The following is a 17917-nucleotide window of genomic DNA, read 5'->3' on the forward strand; positions in this document are numbered from 1 at the left end:
AAGAGCCGAGCCCACCCATGACCACGCCTTTCGACCCTGCCCGCCAGCAAGCCAGCACCGTATGCCTGCCGCCAGGGCCCTGGGCGACCGTGCTCGATTGCCTGTGCGATCACTTCAAGGGCATCACCCGCGAGCAGTGGCTCGACCGATTTGCCCGGGGGCGTGTGCTCGATGCCCAAGGCCAGGCCATCGCTGCCGAACTACCGTATCGGCGTGGCATGCGCCTGCATTATTTCCGTGAAGTGGCCAACGAGAAGGCGATACCGGTGCAGGAGCAGATCCTGCACGTCGACGAGCACCTGGTGGTGGCGGACAAGCCGCATTTCCTGCCGGTTACACCGACGGGCGAATACGTCGAGCAGACCCTGCTGCGTCGCCTGATCCGGCGCCTGGACAACCCCCACCTGGTGCCGCTGCACCGTATCGACCGGCACACCGCCGGGCTGGTGTTGTTCTCTGCCAACCCCCACAGCCGTGGCGCCTACCAGCGCCTGTTCCCGGAGCGACGCATCGACAAGCGCTACCAGGCCATTGCCGCGGCCATGCCGAACGTGGCGTTCCCATTGGTGCACCGCAGCCGACTGGTGCATGGCGAGCCGTTCTTTCGCATGCATGAGGTCGAGGGCGCTGACAACAGCGAGACCCACGCCTGCGTGCTGGAGAAAAATGGCGAGCTGTGGCGCTATGGCTTGTCGCCGATCACCGGCAAGACCCATCAGCTGCGGGTGCACATGGCGGCGTTGGGGGCGGGTATCTGCAACGACCCGTTCTATCCGCAGTTGCTCGATGAACAGGACGATTATGCCAAGCCGTTGAAGCTGCTGGCCCAGAGCCTGCGTTTCACGGACCCGTTGACGGGTGAGGCGCGCTATTTCGAAAGCCGGTTGCAGCTGGGCTGGTAAAGGCCGGCCGCACACCCCTTGGCCAGGCGCTGGGATGGTCTTCGCAGGCGTAGCTGCTAGGCACCGCGGCGCCTGCTTCGCCAGCAAGGCTGGCTCCTACGCAGAGCGGGGAAGTCGCGAACGTCGTAGGAGCCGGCTTGCCGGCGAACACCGGCATGGCCGGTGCCAAGCACTGCGGCGCTTAAGTCACCAGCAAGGCTCCTACGGTCCTTCTGCGCGGCTCAGCGGTTGAAGCGCTCCACCAGCGAATACTGCGAACCGGCGGTGCTGGTCAGTTCTTCGCTGAGCAGCGCCGAACGCTGGGCCTGGCCGGACGTCTGGTCGGCCAGGTCGGCGATGGTGCTGATGTTGCGGCTGATTTCCTCGGCCACCGCGGACTGCTCCTCGGTGGCGGCAGCGATCTGCGTGGCCATGTCGGTGATATTGGCCACGGCTTCACTGATACCGACCAGTGCCTGGTCGGCCTCCATCACCCGCTCGACGCCCTCCTGGGCCTGGCGGTGGCCGGTTTCCATGGTCTGCACGGCGTTGTTGGCGGTTTGTTGCAGCTTGGCGATCAGGGTGTGGATCTGCCCGGTGGACTCGGCGGTGCGCTGGGCCAGTTGACGCACCTCATCGGCGACCACGGCGAAGCCTCGACCCATCTCGCCGGCCCGTGCCGCCTCGATGGCGGCGTTGAGCGCCAGCAGGTTGGTCTGGTCGGCGATGCCCTTGATCACATCGACCACGCCGCCGATCTCGTCGCTGTCCTTGGCCAGCTGGGTGACGGTCAGCCCGGTTTCGCCCACGGCGGCGGACAACCGCTCGATGGCGTCGCGGGTTTCGCCGGCAATGTTGCGACCCTGGCTGGTCAGGCGGTTGGCTTCCTGGGTGGCGTCGGCAGTGCGCTGCACGTGGTTGGCCACTTCCTGGGTGGTGGCCGCCATCTGGTTGACCGCAGCGGCCACTTGTTCGGTTTCCACGCGCTGGCGCTCCAGGCCCGAGGAGCTCTGGTGGGCCAGGGCATCGGACTGGCGTGCCTGGTCGCTGAGCTGCTCGGCGCTGTCCTGCAGGCGGGTCAGGCAGGTCTTCATCCGCGCGTCCTGGCTGAGCATGGCCATTTCCAGGCGCGCCTGCACGCCGCGGCTGTCGGTGTACATCTGTGCGATCAACGGGTCGGAGGTGGTCTGCTCGGCCAGGCGCAGCAGGCGCTTGAGGCCGCGTTGCTGCCAGCTCAGGCCCAGCAGGCCGAGCGGTACCGACAGGCCGGCGGCCAGGGCGAAGCCCCAGGAGTGGCCCAGCCAGTTGCCGATCAGGAAGCCGATCTGGCTGACCAGGATGAACGGCAGCCAGTCCTGCAGCACCGGCAGCCATTTGTCGCGCTTGGGAATGGCCGAATGGCCCTGGTTGATGCGTTGGTACAACGCCTCGGCGCGGCGGATCTGTTCGGCGGTGGGCTTGACCCGCACCGACTCGTAGCCGACCACCTGGTTGCTGTCGAAGATCGGCGTGACGTAGGCATTGACCCAGTAGTGGTCGCCCGACTTGCAGCGGTTCTTGACGATGCCCATCCACGGCAGGCCCTGCTTGAGGGTCTGCCACATGTGGGCGAACACCGCCGGCGGCACATCGGGGTGGCGCACCAGGTTGTGTGGCGCGCCCATCAGGTCCTCGCGGGAAAAACCGCTGATCTCGATGAAGGCATCGTTGCAGTAGGTGATCACGCCCTTGGCGTTGGTGGTCGAGATCAACCGCTGCTGGGCAGGGAAAGTCCGTTCTCTCTGGGTAATCGGCTGGTTGTTACGCATTGGCTGTTCAATCCGCGAGGCTTTCCACAGGTATCGGCAAGCCTCTGGTTTTATTGAATGAATAATTAACTGCCGTTGATCTGGCGCAACATGCGCGGGCTACGCCTGGGGTAGCGCGAAGATCGCGTAAGTTGCTGCCAATGTTGCAGTATTCTTTACAAATGATGACGAATAGGTCTGATCATGACCTATTGTTCAATGCAGGGCCAGCATCGGGTAGCTGAATGCGGCGAAGTGCGCCAGGTTGACGCAGGCATGGCACAGCACCGCGGCGCCGAGGCCGCCATGGCGATACGCCAGACCATAACCCACCCCGGCCAGGGTCGCCAGGTAGAACCATTGCCAGCCACCGGCCAGGTGCGCCAGGCCGAACAGCAGCGCGGCCACCAGCAACGCCAGCCCTTCATGCTTGAACAGACGTTGCAGACCGCCCTGGATATAGCCCCGGAACAGCAATTCCTCGGTCAGGCTCACCAGCAGCAGGTTGTTCGCCAGCCACAGCCAGGCCTGCGCTGGCCATTTCGGTGCCCATGCCACCAGGCCCAGGGCCCAGGCGCCGCCGAGGCAGGCGAGCAAGGTCAGCGGCAACACCAGCGCCAGGCTCAGGGCCAGGCCGCGCGCGCGCAGCATCACCAGCCAGGGGCAGGCCAGTAGCAGCCACAGGCCAATCAGCGGTTTGTCCAGGTTCAGGTACAGGGAGAACGGCACCGCGCCCTCGCTGAGCACGGCCTTGTCGAAGACGCGGGCGCCATGGAAGCCGGGCAGCCAGTGCAGCGCCAGGGCGATGGCGAGGGCGATGAACAGCAGGTGGCCGAGGGTCTGTTGCCAGCGTACCCGGCGCCGTGCGAGCAGCCCGCTGCAGAGCAGGGCGAGCAAGGCGGGCAGGGCGATCAGGCCGAGGCTGCCGTGGGTCAGTGCGAGGGTGTAGCCAAGGCCGAGCAGGAGCAGGGCGATCCAGTGGGAAAGAGGCATGAGGGGTCCTTGTGCCGGTGAGTCCGTGGAGGGTAGGACTTACCCCATGGCCTTCAGGACACTTGGATGCTTGCGCGCTTGGACAGTAATGCCGGGACCGCGTTGCGGTCCTTTCGCGGCACAAGGCCGCTCCTACAGGGGACCGCGCCGTCCTGTAGGAGCGGCCTTGCCGAGGCGTCGGACCGGTCGGAAAGGGTCGCAAAGCGACCCCGGCAATCTTGAATGGGGAAGGGATGGGCCCAGCCTTACCCTGCGATCAATTGCCGCAGCACATAATGCAGGATCCCCCCCGACTTGAAGTACTCCACCTCATTGAGGGTGTCGATCCGGCACAACACCTCGATCTGCTCCTGGCGCCCGTCCTCGCGGGTGATACGTACCGGCAGGCTCATGCCCGGGCGGATCTGCGCGCCGCCAAGGCCCAGCACATCGATGCGTTCCTTGCCAGTCAGCCCCAGGCGCTTGCGGTCGTCCCCAGCCTTGAACTGCAAGGGCAGCACGCCCATGCCCACCAGGTTGGAGCGGTGGATGCGCTCGAAGCTCTCCGCCAGCACCGCCTTGACCCCCAGCAGGTTGGTGCCCTTGGCCGCCCAGTCGCGGCTGGAGCCGGTGCCGTACTCCTGCCCGGCGATCACCACCAGCGGCGTGCCATCCTGCTGGTAGCGCATGGCGGCATCGTAGATCGACAGTTTCTCGCCCGTGGGGACGTACAGGGTATTGCCACCTTCCTCGCCGCCGAGCATCTCGTTGCGGATGCGGATGTTGGCGAAGGTGCCGCGCATCATCACTTCGTGGTTGCCGCGGCGCGAGCCATAGGAGTTGAAGTCGCGTGGCTCCACGCCTTTTTCGCGCAGGTAGCGCCCGGCTGGGCTGTCGGCCTTGATGTTGCCGGCCGGGGAGATATGGTCGGTGGTCACCGAATCACCGAGCAGGGCGAGGATGCGCGCGCCCTGGATATCGGTGATCTCCGGCAATGGCCCGGCGATGTCGTCGAAGAACGGCGGATGCTGGATATAGGTGGAATCGTCCTGCCAGACATAGGTGGCGGCCTGCGGCACCTCGATGGCCTGCCACTGGGCGTCACCGGCGAAGACCTCGGCGTATTCCTTGTGGAACATCCGCGTGTCGACCTTGGCCACGGCCTCGGCGATTTCCTGCTGGCTCGGCCAGATGTCGCGCAGGTACACCGGCTGGCCGTCCTTGCCGGTGCCCAGCGGGTCCTGGCCGAGGTCGACGCGCACGCTGCCGGCCAGGGCATAGGCCACCACCAGCGGTGGCGAGGCCAGCCAGTTGGTCTTGACCAGTGGGTGCACCCGGCCTTCGAAGTTGCGGTTGCCCGACAGCACCGAGGCGACGGTCAGGTCGGCGCTGCCGATGGCTTGCTCGATGGCCTCGTCCAGGGGGCCGGAGTTGCCGATGCAGGTGGTGCAGCCATAACCGACCAGGTCGAAACCGAGCTGGTCGAGGTAGGGGGTGAGGCCCGCGGCCTTGTAGTAGTCGGTGACCACCTTGGAGCCGGGGGCGAGCGAACTCTTCACCCAGGGCTTGCGCTGCAAACCTTTCTCCACGGCTTTCTTCGCCACCAGCCCGGCGGCCATCATCACGCTGGGGTTGGAGGTGTTGGTGCAGGAGGTGATGGCAGCGATCACCACGGCGCCGTCGCGCAGGGTGTGGGTCTGGTTTTCGTGGGTGTAGGCGATCTCGCCGGCCTGGTCGGCATTACCCACCGCCACGCCACCACCGCCTTCGCTTTCCAGGCGGCCGACTTCCTTGGCCAGGGGCTTGGGCTGCAGCTCGATGAAGTGGTCGAAGGCCTGGCGTACCTGGCCGAGGGCGACCCGGTCCTGTGGCCGCTTGGGCCCGGCCAGGCTGGCTTCGACCTCGTGCATGTCCAGCGCCAGGGTGTCGCTGAACAGCGGCTCCTGGCCGGGCAGGCGCCACAGCCCCTGCGCCTTGCAGTAGGCCTCGACCAGTTGCACGGTCTGTTCGGGGCGGCCGGACAGGCGCAGGTAGTCGAGGGTCACCTGGTCCACCGGGAAGAAGCCGCAGGTGGCGCCATATTCGGGTGCCATGTTGGCGATGGTGGCGCGGTCGGCCAGCGGCAGGTCGGCCAGGCCGTCGCCGTAGAACTCGACGAACTTGCCCACCACGCCCTTCTTGCGCAGCATCTGGGTGACGGTCAGCACCAGGTCGGTGGCGGTGATGCCTTCGCGCAGCTTGCCGGTGAGCTTGAAACCGATCACCTCGGGGATCAGCATCGACACCGGCTGGCCGAGCATCGCCGCCTCGGCCTCGATGCCGCCGACGCCCCAGCCGAGCACGCCGAGGCCGTTGATCATGGTGGTGTGCGAGTCGGTGCCGACCAGGGTGTCGGGGAAGGCGTAGGTGCGGCCGTCTTCTTCGCGAGTCCACACCGTGCGCCCCAGGTACTCGAGGTTGACCTGGTGGCAGATGCCGGTGCCCGGTGGCACCACGCGGAAGTTGTCGAAGGCACTCTGGCCCCAGCGCAGGAAGGCATAACGCTCGCCATTGCGCTGCATCTCGATGTCGACGTTCTGGGCGAAGGCGCTGGGGCTGGCGTAGCGGTCGACCATCACCGAGTGGTCGATCACCAGGTCCACCGGCGACAGCGGGTTGATCCGCTGCGGGTCGCCGCCAGCCTTGGCCATGGCCGCGCGCATGGCGGCCAGGTCGACCACCGCCGGCACGCCGGTGAAGTCCTGCATCAGCACCCGCGCCGGGCGGTACTGGATCTCACGGTCGCTGCGGCGCTCCTGCAGCCATTTGGCCAGGGCGCGTAGGTCGTCGCCGGTGACGGTCTTGCCGTCCTCCCAGCGCAGCAGGTTTTCCAGCAGCACTTTCAGCGACATCGGCAGGCGCTGCAGGTCGCCGAGTTGGCGGGCGGCTTCGGTGAGGCTGAAATAGTGGTAGGCGCGGTCGGCCACCTGCAGGGTCTTGAGGGTTTTCAGGCTATCGAGCGAGGGCATTTACAACTCCTTGTGCTCCGGTGCCCGGCGGCTGCCAATGGCTCGCCGGTGTCACCGCTCTGGATCGGTCCGCACGGCACGGACCTGGCTGAACAGTCAGGTTAGACCGGTTTGCCCGACCTGACCCTTTTCTGGACAGATGGGGCGTGTCGCAGGTTCCGATCTTCCTTTATCATTCGCCGCCCTGGCGCCACCTGCGCCAGTGATGTGGAGTGAGAAATGAATACCCTGTTCATGCATTGCCGGCCCGGCTTCGAGGGCGAGGTCTGCGCCGAAATCAGCGAACACGCCGCCCACCTGGGCGTGGCCGGCTATGCCAAGGGCAAGCCGCAGAGCGCTTGCGCCGAATTCGTCTGCACCGAGCCTGGCGGCGCCGAACGCATGATGCGGGAGCTGCGCTTCGCCCAGCTGATCTTCCCGCGCCAGTGGGCGCGTGGCGCCTTCGTCGAACTGCCTGAGACCGACCGCATCAGCGTGCTGCTCGAACACCTGGCCGAACTGCCGGTGTGCGGCAGCCTGTGGCTGGAGGTGCTCGACAGCAATGACGGCAAGGCGTTGTCGACCTTTTGCCGCAAGTTCGAGGTGCCGCTGCGCAAGGCCCTGGAGAAGGCCGGCCGGCTGGTGGACGACGCCCGCCGCCCACGCTTGCTGCTGAGCTTCATCAGCGGCCGCCAGGTTTTCCTGGGCCTGGCCGAGGCCGACAATTCGGCGTTGTGGCCGATGGGCATCCCGCGTCTGAAGTTCCCCCGCGAGGCGCCCAGCCGCTCGACCCTCAAGCTCGAGGAGGCCTGGCACCAGTTCATTCCCCGCGAGCAGTGGGATGCGCGCCTGAACGACGACATGACCGGCGTCGACCTGGGCGCCTCCCCCGGTGGCTGGACCTACCAACTGGTCAAGCGCGGCATGCTGGTGACCGCCATCGACAACGGCCCGATGGCCGAGAGCCTGATGGACACCGGCCTGGTCACCCACCTGATGGCCGACGGTTTCACCTGGCAGCCGAAGCGCACCGTGGACTGGATGGTCTGCGACATCGTCGAGAAGCCAGCGCGTACCGCGTCGCTGATCGAGACCTGGCTGGGCGAGGGGTTGTGCCGTGAAGCGGTGGTCAACCTGAAGCTGCCGATGAAGCAGCGCCATGCCGAGGTGCGCAAGCTGCTGGAGCGTATCGAGGCGGGGTTCAAGGCGCGCAAGGTCAAGGTGTCGATTGCCTGCAAGCAGCTGTACCACGATCGCGAGGAAGTGACCTGCCACCTGCGTCGGCTCGACCTGAAGTAGCCCCTGCAGGGAGACGTGGGCTTGCTTCTGCGCCACAATGACGATCATTTTGCGGAGTCTTTCATGACCGATTTCCCCCACGACGCGATCCTCGATGCCAGCGGCCTGAACTGCCCTGAGCCGGTGATGCTGCTGCATACCCACGTGCGCAACCTGGCCGGCGGCGGTGTGCTCAAGGTCATTGCCACCGACCCCTCGACCCGCCGCGACATCCCCAAGTTCTGCAACTTCCTCGGCCACGAACTGCTCGGCCAGCAGGAAGGGGCCGGCATCTACCTGTACTGGATCCGCAAGAAGGCCGACTGAGCCCTGGCGATCGCGCTACACTGCGCTCCCCAGACAGGAGAGCGCCATGCTGATAGTTGCCGACGAGAATATCCCGCTGCTCGATGCCTTCTTCGCCGGTTTCGGCGAGATCCGCCGTTATCCCGGCCGGGCCATCGATGCCGCCTGCGTGAAGGATGCCGACGTGCTGCTGGTGCGTTCGGTGACCCGCGTCGATCGGCAACTGCTCGAAGGCAGCCGGGTGCGTTTTGTCGGCACCTGCACCATTGGCACCGACCATCTCGACCTCGAGTATTTCGCCCAGGCCGGCATCCACTGGAGCAGCGCGCCGGGCTGCAATGCCCGTGGCGTGGTCGACTACGTGCTGGGCAGCCTGTTGACCCTGGCCGAGCTCGAAGGCGCCGACCTGAGCGGCAAGGTGTATGGCGTGGTCGGTGCAGGCGAAGTGGGAGGGCGCCTGGTACGGGTGCTGCGGGGCCTGGGCTGGCAGGTGCTGGTCTGCGACCCGGTGCGCCAGGCCAGCGAGGGCGGTGCCTTCGTCGACCTGGAGACGATCCTTGCACAGTGCGATGTGATCAGCCTGCACACGCCGCTGCAACGCGGCGGCGATCACCCGACCTGGCACCTGCTCGACCAGCCACGCCTGGCGCGGTTGCGCGTCGGTGCCTGGTTGATCAACGCCAGCCGCGGTCCGGTGGTGGACAACGCGGCGTTGCGCGAACTGCTGCTCGACCGTGAAGACCTGCACGCGGTGCTCGATGTGTGGGAGGGCGAGCCGCAGGTCGACCTGCAACTGGCCGACCTGTGCACCCTGGCCACCCCGCATATCGCCGGCTACAGCCTGGATGGCAAGCAGCGCGGCACGGCGCAGATCTACCAGGCGTTCTGCCGCTGGCGGGGCGAGGCCGAACAGGTGCGCCTGGTCGATTTGCTGCCGGCGCCAGCGCTGGCACAGCTCGAATTCGATGCCAGCGCGGAGCCGGCCTGGGCGCTGGCCACCTTGTGCCGGGCAGTGTATGACCCACGCCGTGACGATGCGGATTTTCGGCGCAGCCTGAGTGAGCAGGTGGCCGAGCAGCGTGCCGCGTTCGACTTGCTGCGCAAGCATTATCCAGTGCGACGAGAGATCGAGGGGCTGGCGGTGCGGGTGCGCGGCGAAGCACCGCAGCTGGCGCAGATGGTCAGCGCCTTGGGCGCGATACTGGTGTAGCAGCCGGCCAGCCGGCGGCTACCGCTATCAAGGGTCAATAAAAACCCGGCGCCTGGCCGGGTTTTGGTGAATACCTGGGCTCAACCCTGCTTGACCTTCTCGACCCGGCTCTGCTCCAGGTCCTTGCAGGCCTTCTGGATCATCTGCTCGGTAATCGGGATCTCGCGCCCCTGTGCGTCGATGATCGAGCCGCATACCTGAGGTTGCTGTGGGGTCTTGGGCTGATTGGTGCTGTGCTGCAAGCTCATGTCCTGTCTCCTCATCAGGTTCAAGCTCAAGGGTATCGCCGCGCCGTGACTGGCCTGTGACAACGCCTGCGGCATCACGACAGGCACAGTCCAACAGAAAGTGCGGCAAAGCTCCAGTGACGCATTAGACCGAATGGGCATAGGGCCTGTGGCACTGGCCTTAGCTGCGACGGCGTCTTATTCACGGGAGTTCCGCTGCGGTGCACCAGTGGTAGGCTTGCAGAGTCTTCCTGCCGAAAGCTGCCCGTCATGCCTGATCCGATGTCGTCCCGCCAGCGCCGTGCCCTGCACCTGGGCTGGCAGTTCATCCGTCCGTATCGCCGGCGGGCGTTGCTGGCCCTGTTGGCCCTGATGGTCACCGCCGCCATCACCTTGTCCATGGGCCAGGGCATCCGCCTGCTGGTCGACCAGGGTTTCATGACCGGTTCGGCGCACCAGCTCAACCAGACCATCGGCTTGTTCCTGTTGCTGGTCATGGCCCTGGCGGTGGGCACTTTCGCCCGTTTCTACCTGGTTTCGTGGATCGGCGAGCGCTGCGTGGCCGATATCCGCCGCGCGGTGTTCGACCATCTGATCGGCCTGCACCCGGGTTTTTTCGAGGACAACCGCAGCTCGGAGATCCAGTCGCGGCTGACCGCCGACACCACCTTGTTGCAGTCGGTGATCGGCTCTTCGTTGTCGATGTTCCTGCGCAACGCACTGATGGTGATCGGCGGGGTGATCGTGTTGTTCGTCACCAACCCCAAGCTGACCAGTATCGTGGTGTTGGCGCTGCCATTGGTGCTGGCGCCGATCCTGTTGTTCGGGCGGCGGGTGCGCAGCCTGTCGCGGCAAAGCCAGGACCGGGTGGCCGATGTCGGCAGCTATGTGGCCGAGACCTTGGGCCAGATCAAGACGGTGCAGGCCTACAACCATGAGGCGCGCGACCGGGCGCTGTTCGGCGAGACGGTCGAGGCGGCGTTCACCGTGGCGCGCCGGCGTATCGCCCAGCGGGCGTGGCTGATCACCCTGGTGATCATGCTGGTGCTCGGTGCAGTGGGGGTGATGCTGTGGGTCGGCGGCATGGATGTGATCGCGGGGCGTATCTCCGGTGGCGAGCTGGCCGCGTTCGTGTTCTACAGCCTGATCGTCGGCAGTGCCTTCGGTACCCTGAGCGAAGTGATCGGCGAATTGCAGCGGGCCGCCGGCGCCGCCGAGCGTATCGCCGAGCTGTTGGCGGCGCGCACGGCGATCCTGCCGCCGGAGCAGCCGCAGCCGCTGCCGGGCGCGCGGGCCCGGGGCGCGATCGAACTGCGCGAGGTGCGCTTTGCCTATCCGTCACGGCCGGGCACGGCGGCCATCGATGGCTTGAGCCTGCAGGTGCAGCCAGGGCAGACCGTGGCGCTGGTCGGGCCTTCGGGCGCAGGCAAGTCGACCTTGTTCGACCTGCTGCTGCGCTTTCACGACCCGCAGGCGGGGGAAATCTTGCTCGACGGCCAGGCGATCACCGGGCTCGAGCCTGCCGAGCTGCGCCGCCAGTTCGCCCTGGTGGCGCAGCAGCCGGCGCTGTTTCGCGGCACGGTGGCGGCCAATATCCGCTATGGCCGGCCCGAAGCCAGCCAGGCCGAGGTCGAGGCGGCGGCGCGCAGCGCTTATGCCCATGAGTTCATCGTGCAATTACCCCAGGGCTATGAAACACCGTTGGGCGAGGGCGGTGTCGGCCTGTCCGGCGGCCAGCGCCAGCGCCTGGCGATTGCCCGGGCGTTGCTGCTGGATGCGCCGATCCTGTTGCTCGACGAAGCCACCAGCGCCCTCGATGCACAGAGCGAGCACCTGATCCAGCAGGCATTGCCGCCGTTGATGGCCGGGCGCACCACCCTGGTGATCGCCCACCGCCTGGCGACCGTGCAGCATGCCGAGCGCATCGCCGTGATCGACCAGGGGCGCCTGGTCGCGGTAGGCACGCACCGTCAGTTGATCGAAGAAAGCCCGTTGTACGCACGCTTGGCGGCGTTGCAGTTCACCAGCGCCTGAGCGTGTAGCCAGCTTGCTGGCGAACCAGGCACCGCTGTTCGCGGGCAAGTCCGCTGCCACAGGGCCCGCGCCAAGGGTTCAGCGACCGAAGCGCATCGGCCAGCCCAGCACCTGCTTCGCCCGTGGCGTGGCATAGGTGCGCACCTTGGAGGTGCTCAGGCCCAGGCGCACCAGCGACTCGGCGATGGTCACCGCCGCACTCACCCCATCCACCACCGGCACCCCGGTGCGCTGGCGGATCTGCTCATCGAGCCCGGCCATGCCGCCGCAGCCCAGGCAGATCACCTCGGCCTTGTCCTCGCGTACCGCGCGCTCGGCTTGCTCGACGATGGCCTGCACCGCGCGTTGCGGGTCTTGTTCGAGCTCCAGCACCGCCAGGCCACTGGCGCGTACCGAAGCGCAGCGCTGGTACAGGCCGGACAGCTTCAGGCGGTCCTCGATCAGCGGCACCGTGCGATCCAAGGTGGTGACCACCGAATAGGCATGGCCCAGGTACATCGCGGTGCTGGCCGCGGCGTCGGTGATGTCCACCACCGGCACGTTCAGCAGTTCCTGCAAACCCTCCCGGCCATGCTCGCCGTAGCCGGCCTGGATGACCGCGTCATAGGGCTGGTCGTAGGCCAGCACCCGGTCCATCACGGCGATGGCGGCCAGGTAGCTCTCGAAATTGCCCTCCACCGATTCGGCGCCGAACCAGGGGGTCAGGCCGACGATCTCGGTGCCCGGGGCGGCGACGCTGCGCGCTTGCGCGGCGATGGCCTCGGTGATGGCGCTGGTGGTGTTGACGTTGGCGATCAGGATGCGCATGGCGGATTTCCTTGCAATCAATGGCTGCTGTGGTCGACGGCGATGCATTCGCCGCTGACGTCGTGGTAGTGGCCGTGGCGCGGTGCGACCAGCAGGTACACGGCGGCGGCGATGCCGGCACCGATCAGCCAGGAGAACGGCGCGACGCTGTGGAAGTTGGGCACCAGGGCCAGGACGATGGCCAGCAGCGCGGCGGGGATGAACGCCGCCACCGCGCGCAGGTTGATGCCGCGGCTGTAGTGGTAGGCGCCGGCGGGGTGCTCGCTGTACAGCTGCGGAACGTTGATACGGCCCTTACGCAGCAGCCAGTAGTCGGCCATGATCACGCCGTACAGCGGGCCGAGCAGGGCGCCCAGGCCGGAGAGGAAGTACACGATCACCAAGGGGCTGTTGTAGAGGTTCCACGGCAGGATCACCACGGCCAGCGTGGCGCTGATCAGCCCGGCGCGGCGGAAGTTCAGGTGGCGTGGCGCCAGGTTGCTGAGCACGAAGGCCGGGGCGACGAAGTTGGCCATGATGTTCACCGCCACGGTGACGATCAGGAAGGCCAGGCAGCCCAGCACCAGGAACGCGGTGTTGGGGATGCTGGCGACGATCTGGGTTGGGCTGTCGATGATCTGGCCGTTGATCTGGAACTGCGCGCCGCACAGCACCACGGTGATCGCGGCGAACACCAGGATGTTCACCGGCAGGCCCCAGAAGTTGCCGACGCGGATGGTCTTGCGGCATGGCGCGCTGCGGGCGAAGTCGCAGAAGTTCAGCACCAGGGTGCCGTAGATCGCCAGCCACAGGGCGCCGCCGGCGAAGATGTTGCGCCACATCTCGTAGCCGCTCAGCGGTGCCGCCACCGACCAGGCGATGCGCGCGTCGGCCTTGAAGTACATGAACACCGCCAGGCTCGCCACGGTCAGCAGGATCACCGGGCCGGCGAAGGCCTCGTAGCGGCGCACCATCTCCATGCCGTAGGCGAGGATCACCAGCTGCACCAGCCAGATCGCCACGAAGCACGCCCAGCCCAGGCTCGACAGGCCGAGGATGCTGTCCTGGTCGTAGGCCACCACCTGCGGCCACACGGCGCTGAGCAGCACCCGCAGCACCACCGAGGCCAGGTAGGTCTGGATGCCGAACCAGGCGATGGCGATCACCGCGCGGATCAGCGCCGGCAGTTGCGCGCCATGGATGCCGAAGGCGATGCGGCTGATCACCGGGAAGGGAACCCCGGTCTTCTGGCCCATGTAGCCGGACAGGTTCATGAAGAAGTACACCAGCGCCGCGCCGATCGCCAGCGACAGGAGGATCTGCCAGCCGCCCAGGCCGAGGGCGAACAACCCCATGGCAAAGGAGTAGTTGGCGATGTTGTGCACGTCGTTGGTCCATAGCGCGAAGATGCTGTAGCCACCCCAGCGGCGCCCGGCGAGCTTGGTCGGGGCCAGGTCGCGGTTGTGCAGGCGCGGGCTCAGCTCAAGGTCGGCCGGATGGCCTTCGAGGGGGGTGCTGGAAGGGCTGGTGCTGGCAACGGAAAGTTCAGGGGCAAGGGGGAGGCTGCTACTCATTCCGGCGGCTCCTGATGCGCGTGACTGCGATGAGCGGGCGCTGGCGCACGGGCTCGCCATCTCGTCGGTGCAGGCGTTGGCATCACTGGGTTCTGGGCGCAACGGTCGCCGCTGGGGCGACGCTGCGGGTTCTTGTGTATTTATGTTTCGATAAATTTGTATACAAAACACAGGCACACAAAAGCCAGTTCCGTGCCAGCGGGAAAACAACTTCTACGGAGCCATTACTTTGAATCTATCTTGTTGAAAGCTAAGTAGATGAAACTCATTAATTATAAGTTGACCGAATGAACAGGTTATATTTTGTTCTGCTGTTGTTAGTTGATCACTTGGTCAGATTTATGTGCGGTAAATGTGTAACGGATTGGGGCGTTACCTGGGGTAATTGCACACAAAAATGGCACTTTAGGTGACATTTATGTATACACATGCGGACGCTGTGAAGGTCGTGAGCGCAACGCTGGGAGCGGGCGTGCCGGTGCCAGGTATCGCGTCGCCGGGTTCGCTAGCCAGGCAGGCTCCAGCAGGGGGAGCGCATGGCTTGGGCGCAGCTCGATCCCTGCGCGCGCTCAGGCCATCGGCGGCAGCCGCCGCTTCACCGGGGTCTTCTTGATGATCGCGGTGTTGGTCTCGGCCAGTACATTGAGCCGGTCGAGCAGGGTATCGAGCTGTTCCATCGAGCGCACCTGCAAGCGCGCGATGAAGCAGTCCTCACCGGTGACCTTGTCGCATTCGGTGAATTCGGCAATGGCGATGATCTGCCGCTCCACCTCCTGCAACTGCCCAGGCAACGGGCGGATGCGCACGATGGCCTGCAATTGGTAGCCGAAGCTGCGTGGGTCGACCTCGACCGTATAGCCGCGCAGCACGCCGCGCGCCTCCAGGCGGCGCAGGCGCTCACTGACGCTCGGCGCCGACAGGCCACTGATCTGCGCCAGGGCTTTGAGCGAGCGGCGCGAATCTTCCATCAAGGCACTGATCAGCAACTGGTCGATGGTGTCGGTCATGACTACCTCATTAGGCAAGTGACGTATTTGGCCTTGATAGTAAAGGCCATTGGTGGATTTGGCCTTGGTAATCCGCTGGAAGGTTGCAAGTAGCCCCGCGCATACTGTGGCCATCGTCGACAGGAGGTGTGAGATGGACAATGGGTTGCGTCGTGGTTCCCTGGAAATGATCGCCGCCATGCTGATCTCCGGGACCATTGGCTGGTTCGTGCTGGTGTCCGGCCAACCGGTGCTGGACGTGGTGTTCTGGCGCTGCGTGTTCGGCGCCCTGACCTTGCTGGCGATCTGCGCGGCCATGGGCTTGTTCAAGCCCGGCGTGCTGACCCGCGCCACCTTCCTGCTGGCGGTGGTCAGTGGCGTGGCCATCGTCGGCAACTGGGTGTTGCTGTTCGCTTCCTACTCCCGGGCGTCGATCGCCATCGGCACGGCGGTGTACAACGTCCAGCCGTTCATGCTGGTGGGGCTGGCGGCGTTGTTTCTCGGCGAAAAGATCACCCTGGCCAAGCTGACCTGGCTGAGCGTGGCCTTCGTCGGCATGCTGGCCATCGTCGGTGCCCATGGCAGCGGCCAGGCCAGTGGCGAGGCGTACTTGCTGGGGATCGCCCTGGCGTTGGGCGCGGCGTTTCTGTATGCGCTGGCGGCGTTGATCATCAAGCGCCTGACCGGCACCCCGCCGCACCTGATCGCCCTGGTGCAGGTCAGCACCGGCGTGCTGCTGTTGGCTCCCTGGGTCAAGCTGGGCGGCCTGCCGGGCGAGTGGCCGGCGCTGGGCAGCCTGCTGACCCTGGGCATGGTCCACACCGGGGTGATGTACGTGCTGTTGTACAGCGCTATCCAGCGCCTGCCCACTGCGCTGACCGGGGCCTTGTCGTTCATCTACCCGATCGCGGCGATTCTGGTCGACTGGTTCGCCTTCGGCCATCGCCTGGCGCCGTTGCAATGGCTGGGGGTGGGCTTGATCCTGCTGGCGGCAGCGGGAATGCAGCAGGGCTGGTGGTTGCGAGGGGCGCGGGGCACGCAGCAGGCTTGAGTGCTGGGCGGGTAAATCATCCGACAGTTTTTGTCGGTAATGGCTAGTTGATGGCGCGCTGACCCTCTAGTACTCTGCGGGCCTTTGTCGCATTGATGCGACCCATTCCCAAGTGATGGATCACCCTGCATGTCCCGTTCCTTTCGCGCCGGGGCCACAGGCCTTGCGCTGTTGCCCTTGCTTGCCGGCGCCGCGCCGTTCCAGTCCCCCGGTGATCGGGATTTGATCCGCGATCGCCAGGAGAACCTGCTGCAAGAGCAGCGCAAGCGCCTCGAGGAGCTGCAACAGTTGCCGGGCAAGCAGGCCCCGCAGGCCCCGACGCAGCCCAGCGAAGACGACCGCTGCTTCCAGATCGAGCGCATCGACCTGCAGGGTGCGACGCTGCTCAGCGAGGGCCAACGCCATGCCCTGCTGGCAGACGATGAAGGTCAGTGCCTGCCGGTTGCCCGGTTCAATGCGTTGCTCAAGCGGATTACCGACCATTACCTCGACCGTGGCTACCTGACCACCCGCGCCTACCTGCCGCAGCAGGACCTGGGCAGTGGCGTGCTGCAGATCATCGTCGTCGAGGGGCGCCTCGAAGGCCTGGACAGCTCGAGCCTGGCCAGCCCTCGGGAGCTGGCCATGACCTTCCCCGGCAGGGTGGGCGAGGTGCTCGACCTGCGCCAGATGGAGCAGATGGTCGACCAACTGGGCCGCCTGCCCTCGCGCCGGGCCGAGGTGGAACTGGTGCCGGGCCAGGTCGTGGGCGGTAGCCGGGTGCAGCTCAAGGGTGAACGCGACAAGCCCTGGCGGGTCTCGGCCAGCCGGCACAACAACGGCGATGCCAGCAGTGGCGAGCAGCAGATGAACCTGGGCTTCGAATGGGACAGCCCGCTGGGCCTGGCTGACCAGCTCAACCTGCGCAGTGGCCGCGACGTGGTCAGCGACCAGTGGCGCCATAGCGACAGCCAGGGCCTGAACTACAACCTGCCGTGGGGCTGGTGGACCTTCAACTACAGCTACAACCGCAACTACTACCGTACCCGCGACACCTCCAGCGGTTTCCCCTTCAAGCTCGACGGCGACAATGCCGTGCACCAGTTCCAGGCCGAACGGGTGATCCACCGGGACAGCCTGAGCAAGACCGCGGTGAACCTGGGCATCAGCCACCTGCGCGCACGCAACTACCTGGACGACACCCTGATCGATGTCTCCAGCACCCGCATCACCGAGCGCCAGCTGGGCGTCAACCATGGCCGGCGCATCGGCAACGCCTTCGTCAACCTGGACGCCGGCTGGCAGCAGGGCATTGGCGCCCTCGATGCCCAGGGCGCGGGTGACCCCCACGGCAACGAGCCGGTGGCACGCTACAACAAGTACACCCTGACCCTGAGCTACCTGCAGCCGTTCCAGCTGTGGGGCGAGCAGTTCAGCTTCGACAGCCTGGCCACCGGCCAGCGCAGCGAGGACGCCCTTTACAGCGGCCAGCGCATCAGCGTCGGCGGGCTGACCTCGGTGCGCGGCTTCAAGGAGCAGACCCTTACCGGCGATAGCGGCGGCTACTGGCGCAACCAGTTGCGCTGGCGTCGCCCGGTCACCTGGGCGCCACTGCAGCCCTGGTTGCGCGAATACGGCATGGCCGTGGCCTATGACGCCGGGGTGATCAAGGGCCAGCATGGCAATGGCCAGGACCATGGTCGCCTGAGCGGCAACGCCTTCGAGTTCAATGCGCGCGGCCAGTACTTCGCCGCCAGCGCCACCTTTGCCCGCTCGCTGCAACGCCCCGACGTCATCACCCGCCGTGAGCACCCGATCTACTTCCGGGTCGACGCGTTCTTCTGAGCCTCGACCCCCTC

General features: G+C 66.1%; 14 protein-coding genes. 7 read left to right on the plus strand and 7 right to left on the minus strand.

Annotated elements, in window-relative coordinates:
- The first annotated feature begins 17 nt into the window (after positions 1 to 17).
- On the plus strand, positions 18 to 902 hold the full coding sequence (locus NJG22_RS18805) for a pseudouridine synthase (RefSeq protein WP_253096577.1): 885 nt from the start codon (positions 18 to 20) through the stop codon (positions 900 to 902).
- A gap of 221 nt (positions 903 to 1123) precedes the next feature.
- On the opposite strand, the gene NJG22_RS18810 is transcribed toward NJG22_RS18805, so the two are convergent.
- The 3 genes from NJG22_RS18810 to acnA all read right to left on the minus strand — a co-directional run bounded on the left by NJG22_RS18810 (position 1124) and on the right by acnA (position 6648).
- A complete protein-coding gene (locus NJG22_RS18810) occupies positions 1124 to 2689 on the minus strand; it encodes a PAS domain-containing methyl-accepting chemotaxis protein (RefSeq protein WP_217853660.1) in 1566 nt (521 codons plus the stop codon).
- Positions 2690 to 2884: 195 nt separating this feature from the next.
- Positions 2885 to 3661 (minus strand): CPBP family intramembrane glutamic endopeptidase, encoded by a 777-nt coding sequence (locus tag NJG22_RS18815; protein WP_253096579.1) that lies wholly within the window; start codon positions 3659 to 3661, stop codon positions 2885 to 2887.
- Between the two features lie 245 nt (positions 3662 to 3906).
- Complete coding sequence (acnA, locus tag NJG22_RS18820; protein WP_253096581.1) at positions 3907 to 6648, minus strand: aconitate hydratase AcnA; 2742 nt, start codon at positions 6646 to 6648, stop codon at positions 3907 to 3909.
- A 219-nt stretch (positions 6649 to 6867) separates the two neighbouring features.
- Between acnA and rlmM the strand changes: the two genes are divergently transcribed.
- The 3 genes from rlmM (at position 6868) to pdxB (ending at position 9421) form a co-directional block, all read left to right on the plus strand.
- Positions 6868 to 7926 carry a 23S rRNA (cytidine(2498)-2'-O)-methyltransferase RlmM gene (gene rlmM / locus NJG22_RS18825; RefSeq protein ID WP_253096583.1) on the plus strand — a complete coding sequence of 353 codons (1059 nt, stop codon included), beginning with the start codon at positions 6868 to 6870 and terminating at the stop codon, positions 7924 to 7926.
- 63 nt (positions 7927 to 7989) lie between these two features.
- Complete coding sequence (tusA, locus tag NJG22_RS18830) at positions 7990 to 8232, plus strand: sulfurtransferase TusA (RefSeq protein ID WP_253096585.1); 243 nt, start codon at positions 7990 to 7992, stop codon at positions 8230 to 8232.
- Positions 8233 to 8278: 46 nt separating this feature from the next.
- Positions 8279 to 9421 (plus strand): 4-phosphoerythronate dehydrogenase PdxB, encoded by a 1143-nt coding sequence (gene pdxB, locus NJG22_RS18835; RefSeq protein WP_253096587.1) that lies wholly within the window; start codon positions 8279 to 8281, stop codon positions 9419 to 9421.
- Between the two features lie 80 nt (positions 9422 to 9501).
- On the opposite strand, the gene NJG22_RS18840 is transcribed toward pdxB, so the two are convergent.
- Positions 9502 to 9669: a PA1571 family protein gene (locus NJG22_RS18840; RefSeq protein WP_217853666.1), complete on the minus strand. Its 168-nt coding sequence runs from the start codon at positions 9667 to 9669 to the stop codon at positions 9502 to 9504.
- Between the two features lie 249 nt (positions 9670 to 9918).
- Between NJG22_RS18840 and NJG22_RS18845 the strand changes: the two genes are divergently transcribed.
- Complete coding sequence (locus NJG22_RS18845; RefSeq protein ID WP_253096589.1) at positions 9919 to 11682, plus strand: ABC transporter transmembrane domain-containing protein; 1764 nt, start codon at positions 9919 to 9921, stop codon at positions 11680 to 11682.
- 78 nt (positions 11683 to 11760) lie between these two features.
- Here NJG22_RS18845 and NJG22_RS18850 read toward each other — a convergent pair whose 3' ends face one another.
- The 3 genes from NJG22_RS18850 to NJG22_RS18860 all read right to left on the minus strand — a co-directional run bounded on the left by NJG22_RS18850 (position 11761) and on the right by NJG22_RS18860 (position 15049).
- Positions 11761 to 12489 carry an aspartate/glutamate racemase family protein gene (locus NJG22_RS18850; RefSeq protein ID WP_253096591.1) on the minus strand — a complete coding sequence of 243 codons (729 nt, stop codon included), beginning with the start codon at positions 12487 to 12489 and terminating at the stop codon, positions 11761 to 11763.
- 17 nt (positions 12490 to 12506) lie between these two features.
- Positions 12507 to 14042, minus strand: a complete 1536-nt coding sequence (locus NJG22_RS18855) for an NCS1 family nucleobase:cation symporter-1 (RefSeq protein ID WP_253096593.1) — start codon at positions 14040 to 14042, stop codon at positions 12507 to 12509.
- Positions 14043 to 14611: 569 nt separating this feature from the next.
- Complete coding sequence (locus tag NJG22_RS18860) at positions 14612 to 15049, minus strand: Lrp/AsnC family transcriptional regulator (protein ID WP_253096595.1); 438 nt, start codon at positions 15047 to 15049, stop codon at positions 14612 to 14614.
- Between the two features lie 133 nt (positions 15050 to 15182).
- Between NJG22_RS18860 and NJG22_RS18865 the strand changes: the two genes are divergently transcribed.
- Together NJG22_RS18865 and NJG22_RS18870 are read left to right on the plus strand one after the other, a co-directional pair.
- Positions 15183 to 16079, plus strand: coding sequence for a DMT family transporter (locus tag NJG22_RS18865; RefSeq protein WP_253096597.1), 897 nt, complete (start codon positions 15183 to 15185; stop codon positions 16077 to 16079).
- Positions 16080 to 16208: 129 nt separating this feature from the next.
- Positions 16209 to 17903 carry a ShlB/FhaC/HecB family hemolysin secretion/activation protein gene (locus tag NJG22_RS18870; RefSeq protein WP_253096599.1) on the plus strand — a complete coding sequence of 565 codons (1695 nt, stop codon included), beginning with the start codon at positions 16209 to 16211 and terminating at the stop codon, positions 17901 to 17903.
- Positions 17904 to 17917 lie beyond the last annotated feature (14 nt).

The organism is Pseudomonas sp. VA159-2, from assembly GCF_024126635.1.
Taxonomy (GTDB): domain Bacteria; phylum Pseudomonadota; class Gammaproteobacteria; order Pseudomonadales; family Pseudomonadaceae; genus Aquipseudomonas; species Aquipseudomonas muyukensis.

Excerpts from the sequence above, each read along its gene's own strand:
- NJG22_RS18805 (WP_253096577.1), top strand. The coding sequence starts at position 18 with ATGACCACGCCTTTCGACCCTGCCCGCCAGCAAGCCAGCACCGTATGC.
- tusA (WP_253096585.1), top strand. The coding sequence starts at position 7,990 with ATGACCGATTTCCCCCACGACGCGATCCTCGATGCCAGCGGCCTGAAC.
- NJG22_RS18815 (WP_253096579.1), bottom strand. The coding sequence starts at position 3,661 with ATGCCTCTTTCCCACTGGATCGCCCTGCTCCTGCTCGGCCTTGGCTAC.
- NJG22_RS18845 (WP_253096589.1), top strand. The coding sequence starts at position 9,919 with ATGCCTGATCCGATGTCGTCCCGCCAGCGCCGTGCCCTGCACCTGGGC.
- NJG22_RS18810 (WP_217853660.1), bottom strand. The coding sequence starts at position 2,689 with ATGCGTAACAACCAGCCGATTACCCAGAGAGAACGGACTTTCCCTGCC.
- NJG22_RS18840 (WP_217853666.1), bottom strand. The coding sequence starts at position 9,669 with ATGAGCTTGCAGCACAGCACCAATCAGCCCAAGACCCCACAGCAACCT.
- NJG22_RS18870 (WP_253096599.1), top strand. The coding sequence starts at position 16,209 with ATGTCCCGTTCCTTTCGCGCCGGGGCCACAGGCCTTGCGCTGTTGCCC.
- NJG22_RS18855 (WP_253096593.1), bottom strand. The coding sequence starts at position 14,042 with ATGAGTAGCAGCCTCCCCCTTGCCCCTGAACTTTCCGTTGCCAGCACC.
- NJG22_RS18850 (WP_253096591.1), bottom strand. The coding sequence starts at position 12,489 with ATGCGCATCCTGATCGCCAACGTCAACACCACCAGCGCCATCACCGAG.
- pdxB (WP_253096587.1), top strand. The coding sequence starts at position 8,279 with ATGCTGATAGTTGCCGACGAGAATATCCCGCTGCTCGATGCCTTCTTC.
- rlmM (WP_253096583.1), top strand. The coding sequence starts at position 6,868 with ATGAATACCCTGTTCATGCATTGCCGGCCCGGCTTCGAGGGCGAGGTC.
- acnA (WP_253096581.1), bottom strand. The coding sequence starts at position 6,648 with ATGCCCTCGCTCGATAGCCTGAAAACCCTCAAGACCCTGCAGGTGGCC.
- NJG22_RS18860 (WP_253096595.1), bottom strand. The coding sequence starts at position 15,049 with ATGACCGACACCATCGACCAGTTGCTGATCAGTGCCTTGATGGAAGAT.
- NJG22_RS18865 (WP_253096597.1), top strand. The coding sequence starts at position 15,183 with ATGGACAATGGGTTGCGTCGTGGTTCCCTGGAAATGATCGCCGCCATG.